Annotated in this window: 15 protein-coding genes; 2 read left to right on the top strand and 13 right to left on the bottom strand. The window is 51.5% G+C overall.

Annotation, left to right across the window (positions count from 1 at the left end):
* Window position 1: 1 nt before the first annotated feature.
* Genes menB through BZG13_RS02520 form a run of 4 tightly spaced genes read right to left on the bottom strand, consistent with a single transcriptional unit; the run spans window position 2 to window position 4,756 of the window.
* A complete protein-coding gene (gene menB / locus BZG13_RS02535) occupies window positions 2–868 on the bottom strand; it encodes a 1,4-dihydroxy-2-naphthoyl-CoA synthase (protein WP_069362044.1) in 867 nt (288 codons plus the stop codon).
* 54 nt (window positions 869–922) lie between these two features.
* Window positions 923–1,702 (bottom strand): 2-succinyl-6-hydroxy-2,4-cyclohexadiene-1-carboxylate synthase, encoded by a 780-nt coding sequence (menH, locus tag BZG13_RS02530; protein WP_077484741.1) that lies wholly within the window; start codon window positions 1,700–1,702, stop codon window positions 923–925.
* Entirely contained in the window at window positions 1,695–3,458 is a 1,764-nt protein-coding gene (gene menD / locus BZG13_RS02525) for a 2-succinyl-5-enolpyruvyl-6-hydroxy-3-cyclohexene-1-carboxylic-acid synthase (protein ID WP_077484739.1), read from the bottom strand. Before menD ends, menH begins: the two co-directional genes overlap by 8 nt.
* Window positions 3,458–4,756, bottom strand: coding sequence for an isochorismate synthase (locus BZG13_RS02520; RefSeq protein WP_241824764.1), 1,299 nt, complete (start codon window positions 4,754–4,756; stop codon window positions 3,458–3,460). The genes menD and BZG13_RS02520 overlap by 1 nt, the downstream gene beginning before the upstream one ends.
* A gap of 271 nt (window positions 4,757–5,027) precedes the next feature.
* Here BZG13_RS02520 and BZG13_RS02515 point away from each other — a divergent pair, with 271 nt between their 5' ends.
* Window positions 5,028–6,248: a pyridoxal phosphate-dependent aminotransferase gene (locus tag BZG13_RS02515; protein WP_077484737.1), complete on the top strand. Its 1,221-nt coding sequence runs from the start codon at window positions 5,028–5,030 to the stop codon at window positions 6,246–6,248.
* Between the two features lie 91 nt (window positions 6,249–6,339).
* Complete coding sequence (locus BZG13_RS02510) at window positions 6,340–6,939, top strand: tRNA-uridine aminocarboxypropyltransferase (RefSeq protein WP_077484735.1); 600 nt, start codon at window positions 6,340–6,342, stop codon at window positions 6,937–6,939.
* 65 nt (window positions 6,940–7,004) lie between these two features.
* On the opposite strand, the gene BZG13_RS02505 is transcribed toward BZG13_RS02510, so the two are convergent.
* The 9 genes from BZG13_RS02505 to tig all read right to left on the bottom strand — a co-directional run bounded on the left by BZG13_RS02505 (window position 7,005) and on the right by tig (window position 18,178).
* Window positions 7,005–8,363, bottom strand: a complete 1,359-nt coding sequence (locus BZG13_RS02505) for an anti-phage deoxyguanosine triphosphatase (RefSeq protein ID WP_077484733.1) — start codon at window positions 8,361–8,363, stop codon at window positions 7,005–7,007.
* Window positions 8,350–8,952, bottom strand: a complete 603-nt coding sequence (yfbR, locus tag BZG13_RS02500) for a 5'-deoxynucleotidase (protein WP_069362051.1) — start codon at window positions 8,950–8,952, stop codon at window positions 8,350–8,352. The genes BZG13_RS02505 and yfbR overlap by 14 nt, the downstream gene beginning before the upstream one ends.
* 106 nt (window positions 8,953–9,058) lie before the next feature.
* The gene (locus BZG13_RS02495; RefSeq protein ID WP_102505046.1) at window positions 9,059–9,361 is read right to left on the bottom strand and encodes a ComEA family DNA-binding protein; all 303 of its coding nucleotides are present in this window, start codon (window positions 9,359–9,361) and stop codon (window positions 9,059–9,061) included.
* Window positions 9,362–9,523: 162 nt separating this feature from the next.
* Window positions 9,524–11,404 carry a peptidylprolyl isomerase gene (gene ppiD, locus BZG13_RS02490; protein WP_077484729.1) on the bottom strand — a complete coding sequence of 627 codons (1,881 nt, stop codon included), beginning with the start codon at window positions 11,402–11,404 and terminating at the stop codon, window positions 9,524–9,526.
* A gap of 169 nt (window positions 11,405–11,573) precedes the next feature.
* The gene (locus tag BZG13_RS02485) at window positions 11,574–11,849 is read right to left on the bottom strand and encodes an HU family DNA-binding protein (protein ID WP_046075257.1); all 276 of its coding nucleotides are present in this window, start codon (window positions 11,847–11,849) and stop codon (window positions 11,574–11,576) included.
* 188 nt (window positions 11,850–12,037) lie between these two features.
* Entirely contained in the window at window positions 12,038–14,410 is a 2,373-nt protein-coding gene (gene lon, locus BZG13_RS02480; RefSeq protein WP_069362054.1) for an endopeptidase La, read from the bottom strand.
* A 138-nt stretch (window positions 14,411–14,548) separates the two neighbouring features.
* Window positions 14,549–15,826 (bottom strand): ATP-dependent protease ATP-binding subunit ClpX, encoded by a 1,278-nt coding sequence (clpX, locus tag BZG13_RS02475; RefSeq protein ID WP_077484726.1) that lies wholly within the window; start codon window positions 15,824–15,826, stop codon window positions 14,549–14,551.
* Between the two features lie 145 nt (window positions 15,827–15,971).
* On the bottom strand, window positions 15,972–16,595 hold the full coding sequence (clpP, locus tag BZG13_RS02470; RefSeq protein WP_046075254.1) for an ATP-dependent Clp endopeptidase proteolytic subunit ClpP: 624 nt from the start codon (window positions 16,593–16,595) through the stop codon (window positions 15,972–15,974).
* A 278-nt stretch (window positions 16,596–16,873) separates the two neighbouring features.
* The gene (gene tig, locus BZG13_RS02465; RefSeq protein ID WP_077484723.1) at window positions 16,874–18,178 is read right to left on the bottom strand and encodes a trigger factor; all 1,305 of its coding nucleotides are present in this window, start codon (window positions 18,176–18,178) and stop codon (window positions 16,874–16,876) included.
* Window positions 18,179–18,319 lie beyond the last annotated feature (141 nt).

The raw sequence follows: 18,319 nt of genomic DNA, 5'->3' as shown, positions 1-18,319 counted from the left end.
TCTATGGATTACGTGGGAAACGATCAAATTCAGGGCGGCGTTTTTCATTAAAGGCATTGCGCCCCTCTTGCCCTTCATCGGTCATGTAAAACATCATGGTGGCGTTACCGGCGAGTTCTTGCAGCCCCGCCTGCCCATCGCAGTCTGCATTCAACGCCGCTTTTAAGCAGCGCAGCGCCATGGGACTGTGTTGGAGCACTTCCCGGCACCAACGCACTGTCTCTCGCTCAAGCTCATCCAATGGCACGACTGTGTTCACTAATCCCATGTCTACGGCTTCTTGCGCATTGTAGAAACGGCACAAGAACCAGATTTCACGGGCTTTTTTCTGGCCCACAATCCGTGCCATATAAGACGCCCCCCAGCCGCCGTCAAAGCTGCCGACCTTGGGACCTGTTTGGCCAAATTGGGCGTTATCAGCGGCGATGGTTAGATCGCACATCATATGCAGCACATGGCCACCACCGACGGCATAGCCTGCAACAGCGGCGATGACGGGTTTAGGACAGGTGCGGATCTGACGCTGAAAGTCCAACACATTCAAATGATGCGTGCCTTCATCATCTTGATACCCGCCGTAGTCACCCCGCACGGACTGATCGCCGCCAGAGCAAAACGCCTTCTCTCCCAACCCGGTGAGAATAATCACGCCCACTCGGCTGTCATAGCGCGCATCAGCCAAGGCTTGCATCATTTCTTTTACCGTTTGTGGCCGGAATGCATTGCGCACCTGCGGGCGGTTAATCGTGATCCGAGCGATGCCGTCGGCAGATTTATGGTACAGGATATCGCTAAACGTATGCTCGGTGGGTACCCACTCAATCGGCGCGTAAAGCTCTTGTTCGGTGATCCCTGGCGTGACAGCCATAGTGTCTCCCTTTTCTCGGTTGCTTGGGACAAGGCCCGTCATAAAGATAAAAAGTCAAGCGAGTGCGTGACTTTGCGTCAGTACCTGCACAAATCTATCTGGGTTTTCAACATGGCTGTTGTGCCCCGCCCCTTCTATCGGCGTGGCGGGGATCCCTGTGTGTTGCCATAGTGAGTGTGCAAGTGAGGTAAATTTGTTGTCGTGCTCTCCACAAAGGTAGTCAATCGTGACGCCTTGTCGAAAGGCTTCACCCAACCCCGCGCGTAAATTCGCCTGGCGACCCAAGGAGGTCGCCATCAGCATTTTCGCCACAGCAGGGCCATGATTATTACGACGCGCCGCGATAAGGTCGGCCCGCTGCGCATCGGTCAGTGAATGAAAAACCGGTTGTCGATACCATTCAGCCAATACCCCATCGATAGCTTGATGCGCGAAGCGTTCCGCCCACTGGCTATCCTGTGCCAGCCGCTTGCGCCGTTGGTGGCTGTCCGTCAACCCAGGATGACCCGCTTCCAAGAAGACCGCGTGCCAGAGACTAGGTTGAGTGCAGACAAGATGCATAGCAAGACGCGCGCCGAGCGAGTATCCCACCAAGCATGCTCTTTGGTGCCCCCATACCTGATGGCACGTTTGCCGTATTGCTGCCACAGTCGTGGTAAAGTCAACGGCTTGACAGCTCAAGCTGCCACCATGACCGGGCAGATCAATACACAGCCAATGACAATGGTGCATTTTATCGGTCACCGTGCGCCAATCTGCTCCGCTACCTAAAAAACCATGGAGAAACACCACTTTCTTTCCATGCCGATCGCCGCCTTGCTGGTAACTAAGCATATGTCCCCCTTGCGGCCATGGCAGCTAAGCACTCGCTAAGCACCTGCCCGGCTTCTCCGGCTGGCGTCACCACCTCAATCACATCAGCACCAGGGGTAGTGAGCGCCTGATCCACGCTTCGCACGAGATCATCTGGGCTAGCGGGTTGATGGAAACCCAAAGAGAATTGCGCCGCGATATGTTCAAACCCGAGGTCATGCGACATCCGGTAGTAGGTATCACACAGGGTTTGATCAACCGGCAGCGCATCAAAAATACCACCGCCATTGTTATTGAGGATAAGGATGGCGGCTGGCGCGGATGTCTCTCGCCATAATGCAAAACTATTAAGATCGTAAAGGGCACTGGTATCACCCAACACCACTAACATAGGTTGAGCGCGGTATCGCTGCACCCCAGCGGCACAGGCCAGTAAACCATCAATGCCAGACGCGCCGCGATTAGCAAACACCCGATGGCCGGAAAGATCAGACCATATATCGGCTAAGCGGATCGCTAGGCTATTACCGATAAAAATATCTGCCCACTTGGGAAGCAAAGCGGGGAGCTGTTGAAACACGCTATGTTCCGATAATGCCGTGTGGGACAAGGTTGTGGCAGCCTGCTGCATCTGATGCTTGGCTTCTCGTATCAACGTCTGCTGCCATGTCTTGACGCTACCGATATTCTGTCCAGGTGCAGAGTACGTGTTAGCCACTGACTCAGCCAACGCCTGGAGCCAAAACGACCAATGAGGGGGCGGCACAACAAATTGCTCTAAAGACTGATGGTTAGGATCAAGCGCTTGCGTGTGTTCGCTGATCAGCCAGTAGTGAGCTTGCGTTTGCGCCAGCCATTGGCCTAGGCGTTTAGACACCAACCGCCCACCGAGCTGAATCACCCATTGGGCTTGGTTCAATTGCTGGAAAAGCTCGGGGTGGTTAAGCCAAAGATCGTAGCCTGGCGCGCTGCTCGCCACCCCTGACTGCGGATCGGCCAAGATAATGGCATGAAGCGCACTCGCTAACGACTCCACCGCATCGGACAACCCCGCCGGCACGGCACCAAGTACAATCACTGTTCGCGGGCTCCCACTAGACGGCCTAAACCAAGGCGACCATTCAGACATCGCACAACAGCGAGCTTGATGATAGCGGGTATAACACTGGCCGCTTTGCCACCAGTGGGCAACAGACTCGCGAAGCTTTTTCTCCTCTGTCTCATCGCGTTCGCCATAAAAAGGCTCACGAAACGGACAGTTAATATGGACGCTCCCCCCTTGCTCAGCCTGACGTGCAAGTAGCTGATCCACCTTGGTGAGTAACGCCGGCAAAGGGATCTCAGCGGTCGGTGCCGGAAGCGCTAATTCAGCGGTCACATGGGACGAAAACAAGCCTGATTGGGTAATCGCTTGGTTGGCGCCACAATCGATTAATTCAAATGGGCGGTCAGCAGAAAGAATCACTAACGGTTCACCGGTTAAGCCACTTTCCACCACGGCAGGCAACAAGTTTGCCACCGCGGTGCCTGAGGTCACAATCACCGCGACAGGCTCACGGGCACTCTTTGCCAAGCCAAGGGCAAGGTAACCCAGCCCGCGCTCATCAAAATGACGGTGGATTGTCACCGGACGTTGGGGGTGTTGACTTTGTTTCACCGCGGCCAACGTCAAGGGTGTGGAACGTGAACCGGGCGCGATACAAATATGCCTAATGCCTAGGCGCGATAGCTCTTCTATCATCACCTCTGCCCAAGTGTGTGTGAGAGAAAGCGACATTAGCAGGCTCCGAGTCTGATGGCGTCTTTTTCCGGCATGGTGCAAGCAGGCAAACACTGACGGAGAGTCGTGAGCTTATTGTCCAGCTCTTGCCACTCAGCATCCGGATCCGACCCTGGGACAATCCCGGCGCCGGCGTATAGATCCACGGTATGTTCGGTCACTTGGGCACTGCGTATCGCCACACAAAACTGGCTTTCACGCTGAGACAGATAACCGACTGCACCGCTATAACGGCCACGTGCGATGCCTTGCTCGGCTAAAAAGGTGCGCGCGTTTTCACGCGGCAACCCGGCCACCGCGGCGGTGGGCTGTAAGGCACTGAGCAACACAGCATCATCGACACCAGGTCCGATGATGGCGCTGATACGACGACGTAAATGCTGAAGATGGCGAAGTACAATCAGATGCGGTTCAGGGTCAACCGTAATGGTTAACGCATGACGGCGTAGTCCGGCGAAAATGTCATCCACCACCAGCTGATTCTCGTGCACGTTTTTGGTGTCACGCAATAACCACTCACCAAGGCGGTGATCGTCACTAAAGCTTGCACCACGACGCACCGTCCCTGCCACCGCTTCTGTGGTGACACGACAATCGCGACGACGATATAGCCGCTCCGGGGTTGAGCCAACAAAAGCGTCATCAGGTCCGGTAGCAAAAAGGAAGTGAAAACTCTCGACGTTATGCTGCTGGCTATGCTGTAACAGCTGGCCGGCACTGATCGGTGCATTGAGCGAGAGACGCGTTTGACGCGCCAGCACCACTTTTTGTAGTGCGGTCTGCTCCATGTGTGTCAACGCACAACGGACAGATTGACGCCATTGAGCGCGGCTGGGTGTATGTGTTTCCTCACGGACGACGGCATGTTGTGCCGCCAATGGACGGCCTTGCCAAATGATCTGATTCAGTACAGCTTGACTGTCGCACGCTTCAGTGAGGTTAACGCTCAGGTGCCACTGTTGATCGCGCCTAATTAGCTCCACCACCGGTAAGAAAAAATCACCATAACCGGGCGCATCATCAAAGGCCACACAGCCCCAAATGCGCTGGTCAGGCAACAGACTGGCTTGAGCCGCTGACAACTGAGAAAACTGGCGGCCAGCGCCCAGTACCAATACCTCTTCACGACCATCGCGTGATTGCCAGTAGGTTTTCGGGTAAACAGGCTGTGCATCCAACCAAGCAACGGGCGATAAATCACCTGGCCAAGTAAACGCCATGGTCAGTTGAACAGGCGCTTGACTGATCGCTACTTGGCTTTGTAAATGATTAGCCGCTTGAATCAAGGTAGTCACGACATCCTCCAACCGCCTAAGCGGCAGTGCTCTTTGCAAGTCAATCCGTACTCTTTTTATGTAGCACGTTATTCTTGCTTGTCAGTCTACCTGTGAGCGTCTTTTACAAATATGCGCTAGATCAGTTATCTGTCAAACTTGGTCGATTTTTTTGTTCCATTCGTGGCAGTAAAACTTTATCCGCCTAAGTCTTTCGAATTGGCAAACAAATAGTGTAAGTTATCAAAAAAGCCTAATAACAATTTTCACCTTTTTATTTACAGGAACGTTAATGCAAACCATTGGAATGTCCGCCAAGCTGGATGATGTCTGCTACGACATTCGCGGTCCAGTCATGAAAGAAGCGAAACGCCTCGAAGAAGAGGGACACCGCATTCTTAAGCTGAATATCGGTAACCCCGCTCCGTTTGGCTTTGATGCCCCTGATGAAATCTTGGTGGATGTGATCCGCAATCTCCCGACTTCGCAAGGATATTGCGATTCAAAAGGGCTCTATTCCGCCCGTAAAGCGGTGGTACAGCACTACCAAAAACGCGGCTTGATGGACTTAGACGTGGAAGACGTCTATTTGGGCAACGGTGCCTCCGAGCTTATCGTGATGGCCATGCAAGCGCTGCTTAACAATGGCGACGAGTTACTGGTGCCCTCACCCGACTATCCACTCTGGACGGCAGCAGCATCTTTATCAGGGGGCAGGCCTGTCCATTACCTTTGCGATGAAGAGTCGGACTGGTATCCAGACTTAGAGGATATCAAACGTAAGATCACGCCCAGCACCCGGGGGATTGTCCTGATTAACCCCAATAATCCGACAGGGGCGGTCTATAGCCGCGACTTTTTATTGAAAGTGGTGGAGATCGCGCGCCAGCATAACCTGATCATTTTTGCCGACGAAATATACGATAAAATTCTCTATGATGGCGCGCAACATTACTCCATCGCCACCTTGGCGCCGGATGTACTGTGCCTGACCTTCAACGGTTTATCCAAAGCCTACCGAGTTTGCGGGTTTCGCGCTGGTTGGATGCTGGTAACCGGCCCCAAACAACACGCGCGCGGGTACATTGAAGGCCTTGAAATGCTGGCATCAATGCGGCTTTGTGCCAATGTGCCCATGCAACATGCGATTCAAACCGCGTTGGGGGGATACCAGAGCATTAATGAGCTTATCTTACCCGGCGGTCGATTGCTGGAGCAGCGCGACAAAGCCTACGAGCTTATCAACCAAATTCCTGGGGTGAGCTGTAAAAAGCCGAAAGGCGCGCTCTATCTCTTCCCGAAAATCGACACCAAGCGGTATAACATCCATAACGATGAAAAGTTGATGCTGGACTTTTTACTCCAAGAGAAAGTGCTTATGGTGCATGGTACGGGGTTTAATTGGCATCAACCCGATCATTTCCGGCTTGTAACCCTTCCCCGTGTGGATGACTTGGAGATGGCGATCAGTCGCTTTGAACGCTTTCTGAGCGGGTACAGCCAAAAAGCCTGATCACGCGAAGCCATTGATAACGCAAGTACGTGCGACACGGCTTGCGTTGTGTTATTGATCGCCATATTCCATTTATAGCGCCCTGATTCGTATGTCTCGATACTGCTCTCGCTGCCATAAAGCCCACGCCATTTGCATTTGCGATGCCATTACCAAGATTGATAACCCCAATCCCGTGATCCTACTTCAGCACCCTGATGAAGTCTCGCATCCAAAGAATAGTGCCTGCCTACTGAGCCTTTCGCTACAACATTGCGTTACCTTAGTCGGAGAAGATTTTAGCCAGCATCCCCAACTGAATGGGTTGTTGGCGGATCCAGACATCAATTATGTCGTGCTCTACCCCGGTGAAAACGCACTGCCACTCAGTGAGATGATGGCCGAAGGGGCGAGTGCCAAACAAGGGATTATTCTACTGGATGGGACCTGGAAGAAAGCCTATAAAATGTATCAGTTGTCGACCAATTTACAGGCACTTCCCAGTGTCAGTATTGCCGCAAAGATGCCCAGCCACTATCAGATTCGTAAAAGTCGCAAGCCAGGGGCGCTTTCCACGCTCGAGGCCGGGTACATGGCGCTGAGTCAGTTGGAGGATAATGCCAAACGCTACCAGCCTTTGCTCGATAGCTTCGACACCATGATTGCACGCCAACTCGCTTTTCTACCCAATGCGAGTAAACGCCGCGACTGAGCACGCAAGGTGCTTGTTGTCTTACTCGTGGGGCTAAACCATCAACCTTTTCGCTCTGCCCATGGCTAACGAATCGCGTATAGCGGGCCGTTACTGGCGGCGGTAAACATGGTGCTGTGAAGCTTTTGCGCAAAGCTATCAGTCATCGACGACAGGTAATCAGCAATCACCCGCATCCCTGATTCTCCCCGCTCTCTGGCGGCCAGCCAATCGCGTCGATAGTCGGTTGGCAACAAACGCTCGGGATCAGACGCAAAGGCATCAAACAGCTCCATCACCAACTGCTGGCCTTTGTACTCCACCACCTGAAGCTCTGGCTGTTTAACCACAAACTCACTGACAAAGCGCTTTAACACCTCCAAAACACCGGCCATGACCTCAGTCAAATAGGCATTCCACGCCAATAGCGGCGAGGTGAAACTGTGGGTGCCATCTTGATTGGTCGGTGCCACTTCCACCGAGGTCAATAAGGTATTCACCAAGGCACCAATGGCGTCTTTACGCTCGTACGGTGGGCCAAACATTTGCTCGCTCAACTCGCCAATGTTGGCCTCTAGCCAAGGGTCACCGCATTCTGCCAAATGACTGGCGACCGCCTCTTGCCATTGCTCTCGGGTCACCAAGCCCATCACGATGGCATCTTCCAAGTCATGGACGCCATAAGCGATGTCATCGGCCAGCTCCATAATAGAGCAATCGAGTGATTTATAGCGTGTTTTGCGGTGTTGATCCGTGGCCGTATGATCACGAAACGCTAAAAATAACGCGCGATCCGCCTCATTAAGCGGCGCAAGCACCCAATCTCGCCGCGCTTTATCATCATCATAAATGCCCTTGGCAGGTTGCCACTCCCGCGCTTTGAGATGGCGAAAGTCGTTAACGGGCGCAGGCTGATTGCCATTGTGAGCGGCACTGATTAACGCAGGGTACTTCATCACTCCCAGTAAAGTGCGACGCGCCAAGTTCATCCCGTGAGCTTGTGTATAGGGCTCAAGCAGCGTGACAATGCGAAAGGTTTGCGCATTGCCCTCAAAACCACCGTCATTTCGCATCATGTAATTCAGTGCGATTTCACCGCCATGACCATAAGGCGGATGGCCGATATCGTGAGCCAAACAGAGGCTTTCCATCAAACCCGTCGATGGCAGCAGAGGGCGAAATGCGGGTTGTTTCTCTTTGAGCTGCGCGACAATACCGGTACCAATTTGCGAGACCTCAAGTGAATGGGTTAACCGAGTCCGATAAAAGTCGCTGTGCTCGGCACCGAGCACCTGGGTTTTAGCTTGCAAGCGTCGAAAGGCCGCTGAGTGCAGAATTCGCGCACGATCGCGCTGATAGGCCGTGCGCTTATCATGACGGCGCTTTTTTTTCTCATTCGCCATCTGGCGAGTTTGCCAGGCGTCAGACAGGTCAAAATCCATCATCACTGATCTCATCCAACGAGAGTGTAAAACTATCCACAAAGGTAGCCATAAAGTAATCGCTCGCCGGGGAGCGCCTTTTTTCTAACGAGGCTTCCAGCCGCTTCTTCGCTTGCTCAAACTCATGGTTCCCCGCGGCAATTTCTTCTAGGCACTTTAAATACGCACATAAGGTGTCGGCTTGTTTAACCAGCTGGTAATCATCCGGCGCGATGTGATCTGAGTCTATCAGCCCGCTATATTCCTCTTGCAACTCAGGCGGCAACATCGCGATAAGCTTTTTCTCAGCCATTTTCTCTATTTTTTTATACTCCCCCGCAATCGAAGGGTTGAAGTACTTGACTGGGGTAGGTAAGTCACCGGTGATCACTTCGCTGCAATCATGGAACATCGCCAATACCGCAACACGCTCGGGTTGATAGTGGCCATTAAAGCGTTTGTTATTGATTAACGCTAGCGCATGCGCCACAAAGGCAACTTGTAAGCTATGTTCAGAGATATTTTCGGCGGAAACATTGCGCATCAGAGGCCAACGATAAATCAGCTTCATTCGCGCAAGGTGGGCAAAAAAGTGGCTTTGTTTTTGAGTCATCGCATCCTGCTACCATGCTACACATCGCTGTCATTGTGTGCATTCAGGCCAACAGACACAAGTATTATTCGCGCAAAGCGGCAAACACCACTTTGCGCGAGTGTGGTTACACCTTTATGAGGTCTCGGTTTTTATCCAATGTTGAAGGACCAATGCCTTTGACCTCCATCAGTGCGTCTGGCGAGCTAAATTCACCGTGGGCTTGGCGATACTCAATAATGGCCTTAGCCTTCGCCGGACCAATCCCCTTGAGTTGATCTGATAACTGCTGCTCACTCGCCGTATTGATGTTAACGGAAAGACGCTCAACTTGCTCAGTCGCTTGAGCGGCGTTTTCATCAGCACTCCAACTCACCGGCGCCGTCACCAACGCAAGGGCAAAGAACAGACAGGATAAAAGGTGTTTCATGATTTCACTCCTTGTAGAAATGTCAGCCTTACCCTAAGTCCGCGCTCGCCTATTTGCATGTGAGCGATAAAAGAAAAACGACGCAGGACAAAGTCCTAGCGCCGTTTTTCTTACTCAAGCAAAGAGGGTGCGAGAGAGATCGAACTCCTGCTGCCCACTCGCTTACTGGGTATCTGACTCCGCGTAAGTCACATCGACGTCTTCACGCAATGCTTGTAAGGTCGCAGACAATGACGTATTACTCATCGCGCGTTGAACACGCGCCGCCATTTGACTTTGCGGGCTGATAGCCGGCACCTCAGGGGTCACCACCTTGTCCAGTGCGACAACCACGACGTCACCTTGGCGGTTTTGTGTGACACCATAACTCGCCGTCTCTGATGCAGGCTGTGGCAGAGAAAACGCCAGTTCCGCGACGGCTTGTTGTTGCGACACACGGTTAAGTGTCATCGGTGCGCTAAAGGTGTAATCGCTTTCCGTTAACTCACCGCTTTCTTCGAGCTGGGTAATCAAGTCTCCAGCCGTTTCTTTCGCCTGCTCTTGCCCTTTCTCGGCAGCAAGCGTTTCGCGAACTTGCTCTTTCACGTCAGCAAAGCTGAGCTGCTTTTCCGGCTTCACATCATCAAGACGCACGACAATGGCATGCTCGCCAGACAATTCAATCAACTCTGAGTTGAGCCCGTTTTCACGTACATCATAGCTGTCAAGTGCTTGCTGGATTTGAGGGCGAGCCATCAAGCCAGTCGCCGCGTCTAACGCAAAGTAATCAGTATACTGCACCTTGCCATTCACCGCGTCAGCCGCTGGCTCCAAACCGTTCGCTTCTTCAAACGCGACTTCCGCTAGTGTGGTAGACTGCGCGTAGAAACGATCCGCCGCACGCGCTTGTTGCAATTCGCTACGAATATCGTCTTTTACCTCTGCAAGCGGAGTGACATCCGCCGGATCAATATCATCTAAACGGATAATATGATAACCAAAGTCAGATTGAACCAGCCCAGAGGTATCGCCTTTCTCTGACAACGCATACGCCGCTTTCTCGAACGCCGGATCCATCACACCAGGTTCAATCCAATCCAGTGACCCACCCTGCTCAGCACTGAAGGTGTCATCAGACATTTCCTTTGCCAGCGCGGAAAATGCGTCGCCTTGGTTCAGGCGCTCTAACGCTTGCTCAGCTTTGGCTTTGGCCTCATCACCTGTTCCTTCAATTAGGATGTGGCTGACTTTACGACGTTCTTGTGAGCCATACTGAGACTGGTTCTCTTGGTAATAAGTCGCGATGGCTTCATCCGAGATCTGAACCTCATTAGCCAGTCCCTCTCCCGTTAGCTCTACATAAGCGACTTTGACCATGCGAGGTTGGATATAATCGTCTCGGTGAGCTTGATAGTATGCTTCTAGCTCATCGTCCGTGAGCGTTACCTGCTCCGCAAAATCATCCACCGGGAGCGTGATGGTGCGCACTTGCCGACTCTGTGCTTCTAGGCGATACAGGCTTTCCAGCTCACTCGGTAACACAAACCCCGAACTTTGTAAGCCATTTACCAGTTGCTGACGCATTAAATCCGTGCGCATGTAATTAGCAAACTCATCGGCACTCATGCCCGTTTGGCGCAGAGCGGCCTGGTAGCGGTCGTTATTAAACTGCCCGCCTTGACGGAACTGTGGCATCTCACGGATCGCGGCTTTGACTTGTGCATCACTCACACGCAGGCCAAGGTCGCTGGCTGCCTGCTCTAACAGCAAGTCATTGATCATTCGATCTAAGATGTTTTGACGAAAACGCTTCACATACTCTGGGTTACCCAGCAGTTGATTAAACTGCTCTCCCGCCTGTTGCTGCATACGAGCACGTTCGTTTTGATAAGCTCGATCGAGCTCTGCACGGCTGATTTCTTTATCGCCGACGGTTGCAGCGGGCGGGTTGGAACCGCCTGCCAGATAGCTGCCGACACCGGCAAAAGCAAAGGAAAAGATAATAAGGCTTAAAATGATCTTCACCGCAAGACTATTGGTGCCTTCGCGTATACGTTCCATCATAACTGGCCGGTACTCCAACTGGTTTGGGCTGGTTGGTTTTCAACTAAAAAGGCGCATCATGTGATGCGCCTTTACGCTCTTGTGTGCAGAATTATACGCGGTTGTTAGTGGCTTTGCAGCTCCAACGCCCCGTCAAACGCGAATAATTCGGCAGCGAGTCACGTGATTATTACTCGTTAACGGCGTCTTTTAAGGCTTTACCCGCTTTAAAGCCAGGTACTTTGGCCGCTGCGATATCAATTTCAGCGCCAGTCTGCGGGTTACGGCCCTTGCGTGCGGCGCGTTCGCGTACAGAGAAGGTGCCAAAGCCCACTAGCGCGACTTGGTCGCCTGACTTCAATGTGTCAGACACCGCCTCGACGAAGGCATCCAATGCACGGTTTGCTGAGGCCTTAGAAATATCCGCACCTTCTGCAATATGATCAATCAGTTCCGACTTATTCACTTTTTCATCCCCTTAGATTACATCTCCGCAAACCTATCAATGTTGCGGTGTTCAATAACAGACGCTTTGTCGACGAAAGACGTTGAAAGCGCGCTTGCCCGCCCCATGCAGGCAATGCGTCAGAGCAACGTTAGCGAGCAAAAAAAACGCTGACAAGCCTTTTACTGCCTGTCAGCGTTTTACGTTGCTTAATTTTGCTGCATGTCACTCTTTTCGGCGTTAACCAACTCAATGCCGAGTGGGTTATTCTCTAACGCAATGGTTAAAACCTCGTCAATCCAGCGCACTGGATGGATAGATAAATCCTCTTTGACGTTAGCAGGAATGTCCTCCAGATCGCGCTCGTTCTCTTTTGGAATGACAACGGTTTTGATACCCCCGCGACGTGCAGCCAATAGTTTTTCTTTCAAGCCACCAATCGGGAGCACTTCACCACGTAAGGTGATCTCGCCGGTCATTGCCACATCGGAACGCACGGAGTTACCGGTTAAGCTTGAAACTAACGCGGTACACATCGCGATACCTGCGCTCGGTCCGTCTTTCGGGGTAGCGCCTTCAGGGACGTGGACATGAATATCACGCTTCTCGTAAAAGTCGCTATTGATACCCAGTTTGTCAGCACGGCTACGCACCACGGTCATCGCCGCTTGCACCGACTCTTGCATCACATCGCCCAGCGAGCCTGTGTGCGTCAGTTTGCCTTTACCTGGCATCGCTTCGGTCTCGATAGTGAGCAAGTCGCCACCCACTTCAGTCCAAGCAAGCCCAGTTACTTGACCCACGCGATTTTGCTCATCCGCTTTACCGTAATCAAAGCGGCGGACGCCTAAGTAATCTGGCAAGTTCTCATCCGTCACCGTCACTTGCTTAAGTTCGCTATTAAGCAGGATTTCTTTTACCGTCTTGCGGCATAGCTTAGAAATCTCTCGCTCAAGGCTACGTACGCCCGCTTCGCGTGTGTAGTAACGAATAATGCCGATGATTGCCGAGTCTTCAATGGTGATCTCATGCGCTTTCAAGCCATTGCGCGCCACTTGCTTGTCAATCAAATGCTGTTTAGCAATGTTGAGCTTCTCGTCCTCGGTGTAACCTGAAAGCCGGATCACTTCCATCCGATCCAGCAGCGGGCCGGGGATATTCATCGAGTTAGACGTCGCCACGAACATCACATCCGAGAGATCATAGTCGACCTCTAGATAATGGTCGTTAAACGCGTTGTTTTGCTCAGGATCGAGCACTTCAAGTAACGCTGATGATGGATCGCCGCGCATGTCAGACGATACCTTATCGATTTCATCAAGCAGGAACAGCGGGTTACGGACGCCCACTTTAGACATCTTCTGAATCAGCTTGCCGGGTAATGAGCCGATGTAGGTCCGGCGATGACCACGGATTTCCGCTTCATCACGCACACCACCCAAGGCCATACGGGTATATTTACGCCCGGTGGCACGCGCAATAGACTGCCCTAGCGAGGTTTTACCCACCCCTGGCGGTCCCACTAAGCAAAGAATCGGACCTTTCAGCTTCTTCATCCGGTTCTGTACCGCGAGGTATTCCAAGATGCGGTCTTTGACACGCTCAAGCCCGTAGTGATCGGCGTTCAATACTTCTTCCGCCCGGGCTAAGTTTTTCTTCACTTTTGAGCGCTTCGCCCATGGCACACTAATCATCCAATCGATATAGCTGCGTACCACAGTCGCTTCCGCCGACATCGGAGACATCATTTTCAGCTTTTGCAGTTCTTGCTCGGTTTTTTCCCGCGCCTCCTGCGGCATTTTTGACTCTTCGATTTTTTGCTTCAGCGCTTCAAACTCATCCGGCGCATCATCCAGCTCACCCAGCTCTTTCTGAATGGCTTTCATTTGCTCATTGAGATAGTACTCGCGCTGGCTCTTTTCCATTTGCTTTTTAACGCGGCCACGGATGCGCTTCTCAACCTGAAGCAAGTCAATCTCAGACTCCATCATGGTCATCAGGTATTCGAGACGCTCGGAAATATCAACGATTTCCAACACGTTTTGCTTGTCTTCAAGCTTAAGCGGCATGTGGGCAGCAATGGTATCAGCGAGACGCGCCGCCTCTTCAATACCATTTAAGGATGTCAGTACTTCTGGCGGGATCTTCTTGTTGAGCTTAATAAAGCCTTCAAACTGGCTGATCGCCGTGCGAACCAACACTTCTTGCTCACGCTCATCCAAGCTTGGCGTGGTCAAATACTCGGCCTGCGCAGTGAAGAAATCATCTTCACTAAACTGCTCGATGCGCGCACGCTGCATCCCTTCAACCAGCACTTTCACCGTGCCATCTGGAAGTTTAAGAAGCTGGAGAATGGTTGCCACCGTACCAACGGTGTATAAATCTGAGATACTTGGATCATCAGTGGCGGCATCTTTTTGCGCAACCAGTAGAATCTGTTTGTCGTTGTCCATCGCCGCTTCAAGGCAGCGTATCGACTTTTCCCTTCCCACAAAAAGCGGGATCACCATGTGAGGATAAACCACCACATCCCGAAGTGGCAGCACCGGAATGTCAATGCGCTCGGAACGCTCCAAGTTCATATGCTTCTCTCTTCCGTTCAATCTGATTATGAGTATATGGGGTCTATTGGACAGGTTTCAACGGCTCAACCGTCAGAAAATAAAAAAGGGAGTTGTCACTCCCTTTTTCTATATCACTGATAACCTTATGTAACGATATTACTCGCCACCCGCCGCTTGGTTATCCGCGTGTTCATACATCAGTAGAGGTGCAGATTCACCTCGGATCACTGAATCGTCAATCACCACTTTGCTCACGTCTTTCATTGACGGTAAGTCGTACATGGTATCCAACAACACAGCTTCGACAATCGAGCGCAGGCCACGTGCACCTGTTTTACGCTCCATCGCTTTTTTAGCGATAGCACGCAGTGCGTCGTCCCGGAACTCAAGCTCGACACCGTCTAGCTCAAGCAAGGCACCATACTGCTTCGTGAGTGCGTTCTTAGGTTCACGTAGAATTTGCACCAAGGCATCTTCATCGAGCTCTCTCAATACCGCGGTAACAGGCAGACGCCCGATAAATTCAGGGATCAGACCGTATTTCACCATGTCTTCAGGTTCAACTTTGCCAAAGAACTCGTCGGCTGAACGATCCGTGGCACCTTTGACCTGTGCACCAAAGCCAATGCCAGAGCCTGTGTCGACACGTTGCTCCACCACTTTATCGAGGCCCGCAAACGCACCGCCACAGATAAACAGGATTTTCGACGTGTCTACTTGCAAAAATTCCTGCTGTGGATGCTTACGTCCTCCCTGAGGAGGAATCGAGGCGACTGTTCCTTCTACCAATTTAAGCAGTGCCTGTTGCACCCCTTCCCCAGAAACGTCTCGGGTAATAGATGGGTTGTCGGATTTACGAGAGACCTTGTCAATCTCATCGATATAAACGATTCCACGCTCCGCTTTGGCGACATCGTAATCGCACTTTTGCAACAGCTTCTGGATAATGTTTTCTACGTCTTCACCCACATAACCGGCCTCGGTCAATGTGGTGGCGTCTGCCATGGTAAATGGCACATCCAAAAAGCGCGCAAGCGTCTCGGCCAGTAATGTTTTACCACTACCGGTAGGGCCGATCAGCAAGATGTTACTCTTGCCCAGCTCCACGCCATCTGCGCTTTTGTCACCGTTTCGCAAGCGTTTGTAGTGGTTGTATACTGCAACCGAGAGCACTTTTTTCGCTTGCTCTTGACCAATGACATAATCGTCAAGGTGTGCACGAATTTCACTCGGCGCGGGCAAGGTATCTCCCTCGCGCTTCGGCATCACTTCTTTGATTTCTTCGCGGATAATGTCATTACACAGGTCAACACACTCATCACATATGTAGACCGATGGCCCGGCAATTAACTTACGAACTTCGTGTTGGCTCTTACCACAGAATGAGCAGTAAAGCAGCTTTCCGCTTCCACCGTCTTTTCGCTTGTCTGTCATTCGCTAACCTCTTTGGGGCATTTGCCCGTCGTTGCCTTATGTTGAGTTTACAACAAATCGGCCACTTTTTCCGACCCAACCACTGACAAGCTTTGCACTTGTTCACGCAGCTTGCTTGATTTCAACGCCCTAAGGCATGTTGGGTTTAGTCTCGTTGACTTAATACGGCGTCAACCAAGCCATAGTCCACCGCTTCTTGTGCCGCCATGAAGTTATCACGGTCGGTGTCACGCTCAATCACTTCCATCGGCTGGCCTGTATGCTCAGCTAACAAGGTGTTGAGGCGGTGCTTGGTTTTGATCATTTCTTGGGCATGAATTTCAATGTCAGACGCTTGGCCTTGGAAGCCTCCTAGCGGCTGGTGAATCATCACCCGTGAATTCGGTAGGCAATACCGTTTGCCTTTCGCCCCCCCAGCCAACAGGAACGACCCCATTGAGCAGGCTTGGCCAGTACACAGAGTGCTCACATCTGGTTTAATAAACTGCATGGTGTCATAAATCGCCATCCCCGCCGTGACCACGCCACCTGGTGAGTTGATGTACAAATAAATGTCTTTTTCTGGATTCTCTGACTCTAAGAACAGCATCTGCGCCACAATCAAATTTGCCATTTGATCTTCCACTTGCCCAGTGAGGAAGATGATGCGTTCTTTAAGCAGGCGAGAGTATATATCGTAAGAGCGCTCGCCGCGCGAGGTTTGTTCCACCACCATAGGGACAAGGGCGTCCATAATTGGCGGCATGGCATTATTGTGTTGTTGGCTCATAGCGTAATATCCCTAATCGAATTCGTTATAACTCTTGCCTTAACCAAGGTTTAGCACAAAACGCTGTAACAGGTCACTAAAATCTTAAATCGATGAACGCAGCTTAATGATCCAACAAGATTTTTTGTGGCTAAAACGTCTCGCACTCTCAACGGCTAAGCGGCCCGTATAGCGACTCAGTAGATGGAAAAAATGGCCCAAATGACAAGTCATTAGGGCCATTGTAAGCAAATCCATTTACGCAGTGTCAATGCGACACAAACGTTTTTTAACCTTGATTAAGCTTGCTGCGAAGCGTTCATCAAGTCACTAAAGCCGACTTCAGCTTCGGTGACAGTGGCTTTTGCTAGCAGTGCATCAATCGCTTGCTCTTCTAGCGCGACGTTACGCATGTTTTCCATCAGCTTTTCGTCTTTCTCATAGTAAGCGACAACTTCTGATGGATCTTCATACGCCGATGCCATTTCTTCGATCAGTGCTTTAACGCGCTCATCATCCGCTTCAAGCTCTTCCGACTTGATCACTTCACCAAGCAGCAGGCCAACGCTTACACGGCGTTTGGCTTGCTCTTCAAATAGCTCACGGGGTAGCTGAGACGCGCTGTCCATGTTGCCACCAAAGCGCTGTGCCGCTTGCTGGCGCAAGGTGCCAATTTCTTGCTCAATCAGCGCAGACGGTACATCGATTTGGTTTTGCTCAACCAAGCCGTCTAGTACCTGCTCTTTTACCTTGTTTTTGATCGCTTGCTTGAGCTCGCGATCCATGTTTTTACGCACTTCTGCTTTCAGGCCTTCTACGCTGCCATCAGCAATGCCAAAGCGCTGTACGAACTCTTCAGTCAGCTCAGGCAGCTCTTGTTCTTCCACTGTATGCAGTTTAATCGCAAACCGTGCTGCTTTACCTTTTAGGTTCTCAGCGTGGTAGTCGTCTGGGAAGTTCACATCGATAGTGAATTCTTCACCCGCTTTTTTACCCACTAGGCCGTCTTCAAAGCCTGGGATCATACGACCTTGGCCCATTTCTAGTTGGAAGCCTTCAGCTTTACCGCCTTCAAACTCTTCACCGTCGATGGTACCCACAAAGTCTAAGGTGACACGGCTGTTCTCTTTCGCTTCACCGTCTGCTTCTACCCAGCTTGCTTGTTGCTTGCGTAGCGTATCAAGCATTTCATCCACATCGCTTTCCTGCACTTCGGCTTTTGGCTTTTCAACGCTAATCGCGTCTAGACCTTGCAGCTCCACTTCTGGGTACACTTCAAAGTCAGCTTTAAAGACCAAATCTTGACCCGCTTCGTTTTCAACGGGTGTAAAGCTTGGCGCCCCTGCTGGGTTCACTTTTTCTTGGATCATCGCTTCAATGAAGTGACGCTGCATCACTTCGCCCAGCACGTCTTGGCGTACTGTGTCACCGTACATGCGTGACACCATCTTCAATGGAACTTTACCTTTACGGAAACCATCAAAACGACGATTCTTAGCGATATTGCGTAGCTCTTTAGTGACTGCATCATCGATGTTGGCAGCAGGCACTGTGATGGTCATTTGGCGCTTAAGGCCTTCGGTGGTTTCAACGGTAACTTGCATTATAAATTTAACCTCAAATTTACTCAGGGGTACTGAGTGATGTTTACCAGTTTTACTGGTGGCATCATCTGAGCTATGAATCCGTCATAGCCCCTGCGAATCCGGATACACGCGATTGGCGTATCGAGCTATCTCATCCGA

It is taken from the genome of Salinivibrio sp. ML323 (assembly GCF_001995745.1).
GTDB classification, from domain to species: domain Bacteria; phylum Pseudomonadota; class Gammaproteobacteria; order Enterobacterales; family Vibrionaceae; genus Salinivibrio; species Salinivibrio kushneri.
Note: the sequence above shows the minus strand (reverse complement) of the source record. Positions and strands in the feature narration are given on the sequence as shown.

Bases quoted from the DNA above. Each gene is read 5' to 3' on its own strand.
- lon (WP_069362054.1), bottom strand. From the start codon at position 14,410: ATGAACTTGGAGCGTTCCGAGCGCATTGACATTCCGGTGCTGCCACTT.
- menB (WP_069362044.1), bottom strand. From the start codon at position 868: ATGGCTGTCACGCCAGGGATCACCGAACAAGAGCTTTACGCGCCGATT.
- BZG13_RS02505 (WP_077484733.1), bottom strand. From the start codon at position 8,363: ATGATGGATTTTGACCTGTCTGACGCCTGGCAAACTCGCCAGATGGCG.
- menD (WP_077484739.1), bottom strand. From the start codon at position 3,458: ATGTCGCTTTCTCTCACACACACTTGGGCAGAGGTGATGATAGAAGAG.
- clpP (WP_046075254.1), bottom strand. From the start codon at position 16,595: ATGAGCCAACAACACAATAATGCCATGCCGCCAATTATGGACGCCCTT.
- menH (WP_077484741.1), bottom strand. From the start codon at position 1,702: ATGCTTAGTTACCAGCAAGGCGGCGATCGGCATGGAAAGAAAGTGGTG.
- clpX (WP_077484726.1), bottom strand. From the start codon at position 15,826: ATGACAGACAAGCGAAAAGACGGTGGAAGCGGAAAGCTGCTTTACTGC.
- BZG13_RS02515 (WP_077484737.1), top strand. From the start codon at position 5,028: ATGCAAACCATTGGAATGTCCGCCAAGCTGGATGATGTCTGCTACGAC.
- tig (WP_077484723.1), bottom strand. From the start codon at position 18,178: ATGCAAGTTACCGTTGAAACCACCGAAGGCCTTAAGCGCCAAATGACC.
- BZG13_RS02510 (WP_077484735.1), top strand. From the start codon at position 6,340: ATGTCTCGATACTGCTCTCGCTGCCATAAAGCCCACGCCATTTGCATT.
- ppiD (WP_077484729.1), bottom strand. From the start codon at position 11,404: ATGATGGAACGTATACGCGAAGGCACCAATAGTCTTGCGGTGAAGATC.
- yfbR (WP_069362051.1), bottom strand. From the start codon at position 8,952: ATGACTCAAAAACAAAGCCACTTTTTTGCCCACCTTGCGCGAATGAAG.
- BZG13_RS02495 (WP_102505046.1), bottom strand. From the start codon at position 9,361: ATGAAACACCTTTTATCCTGTCTGTTCTTTGCCCTTGCGTTGGTGACG.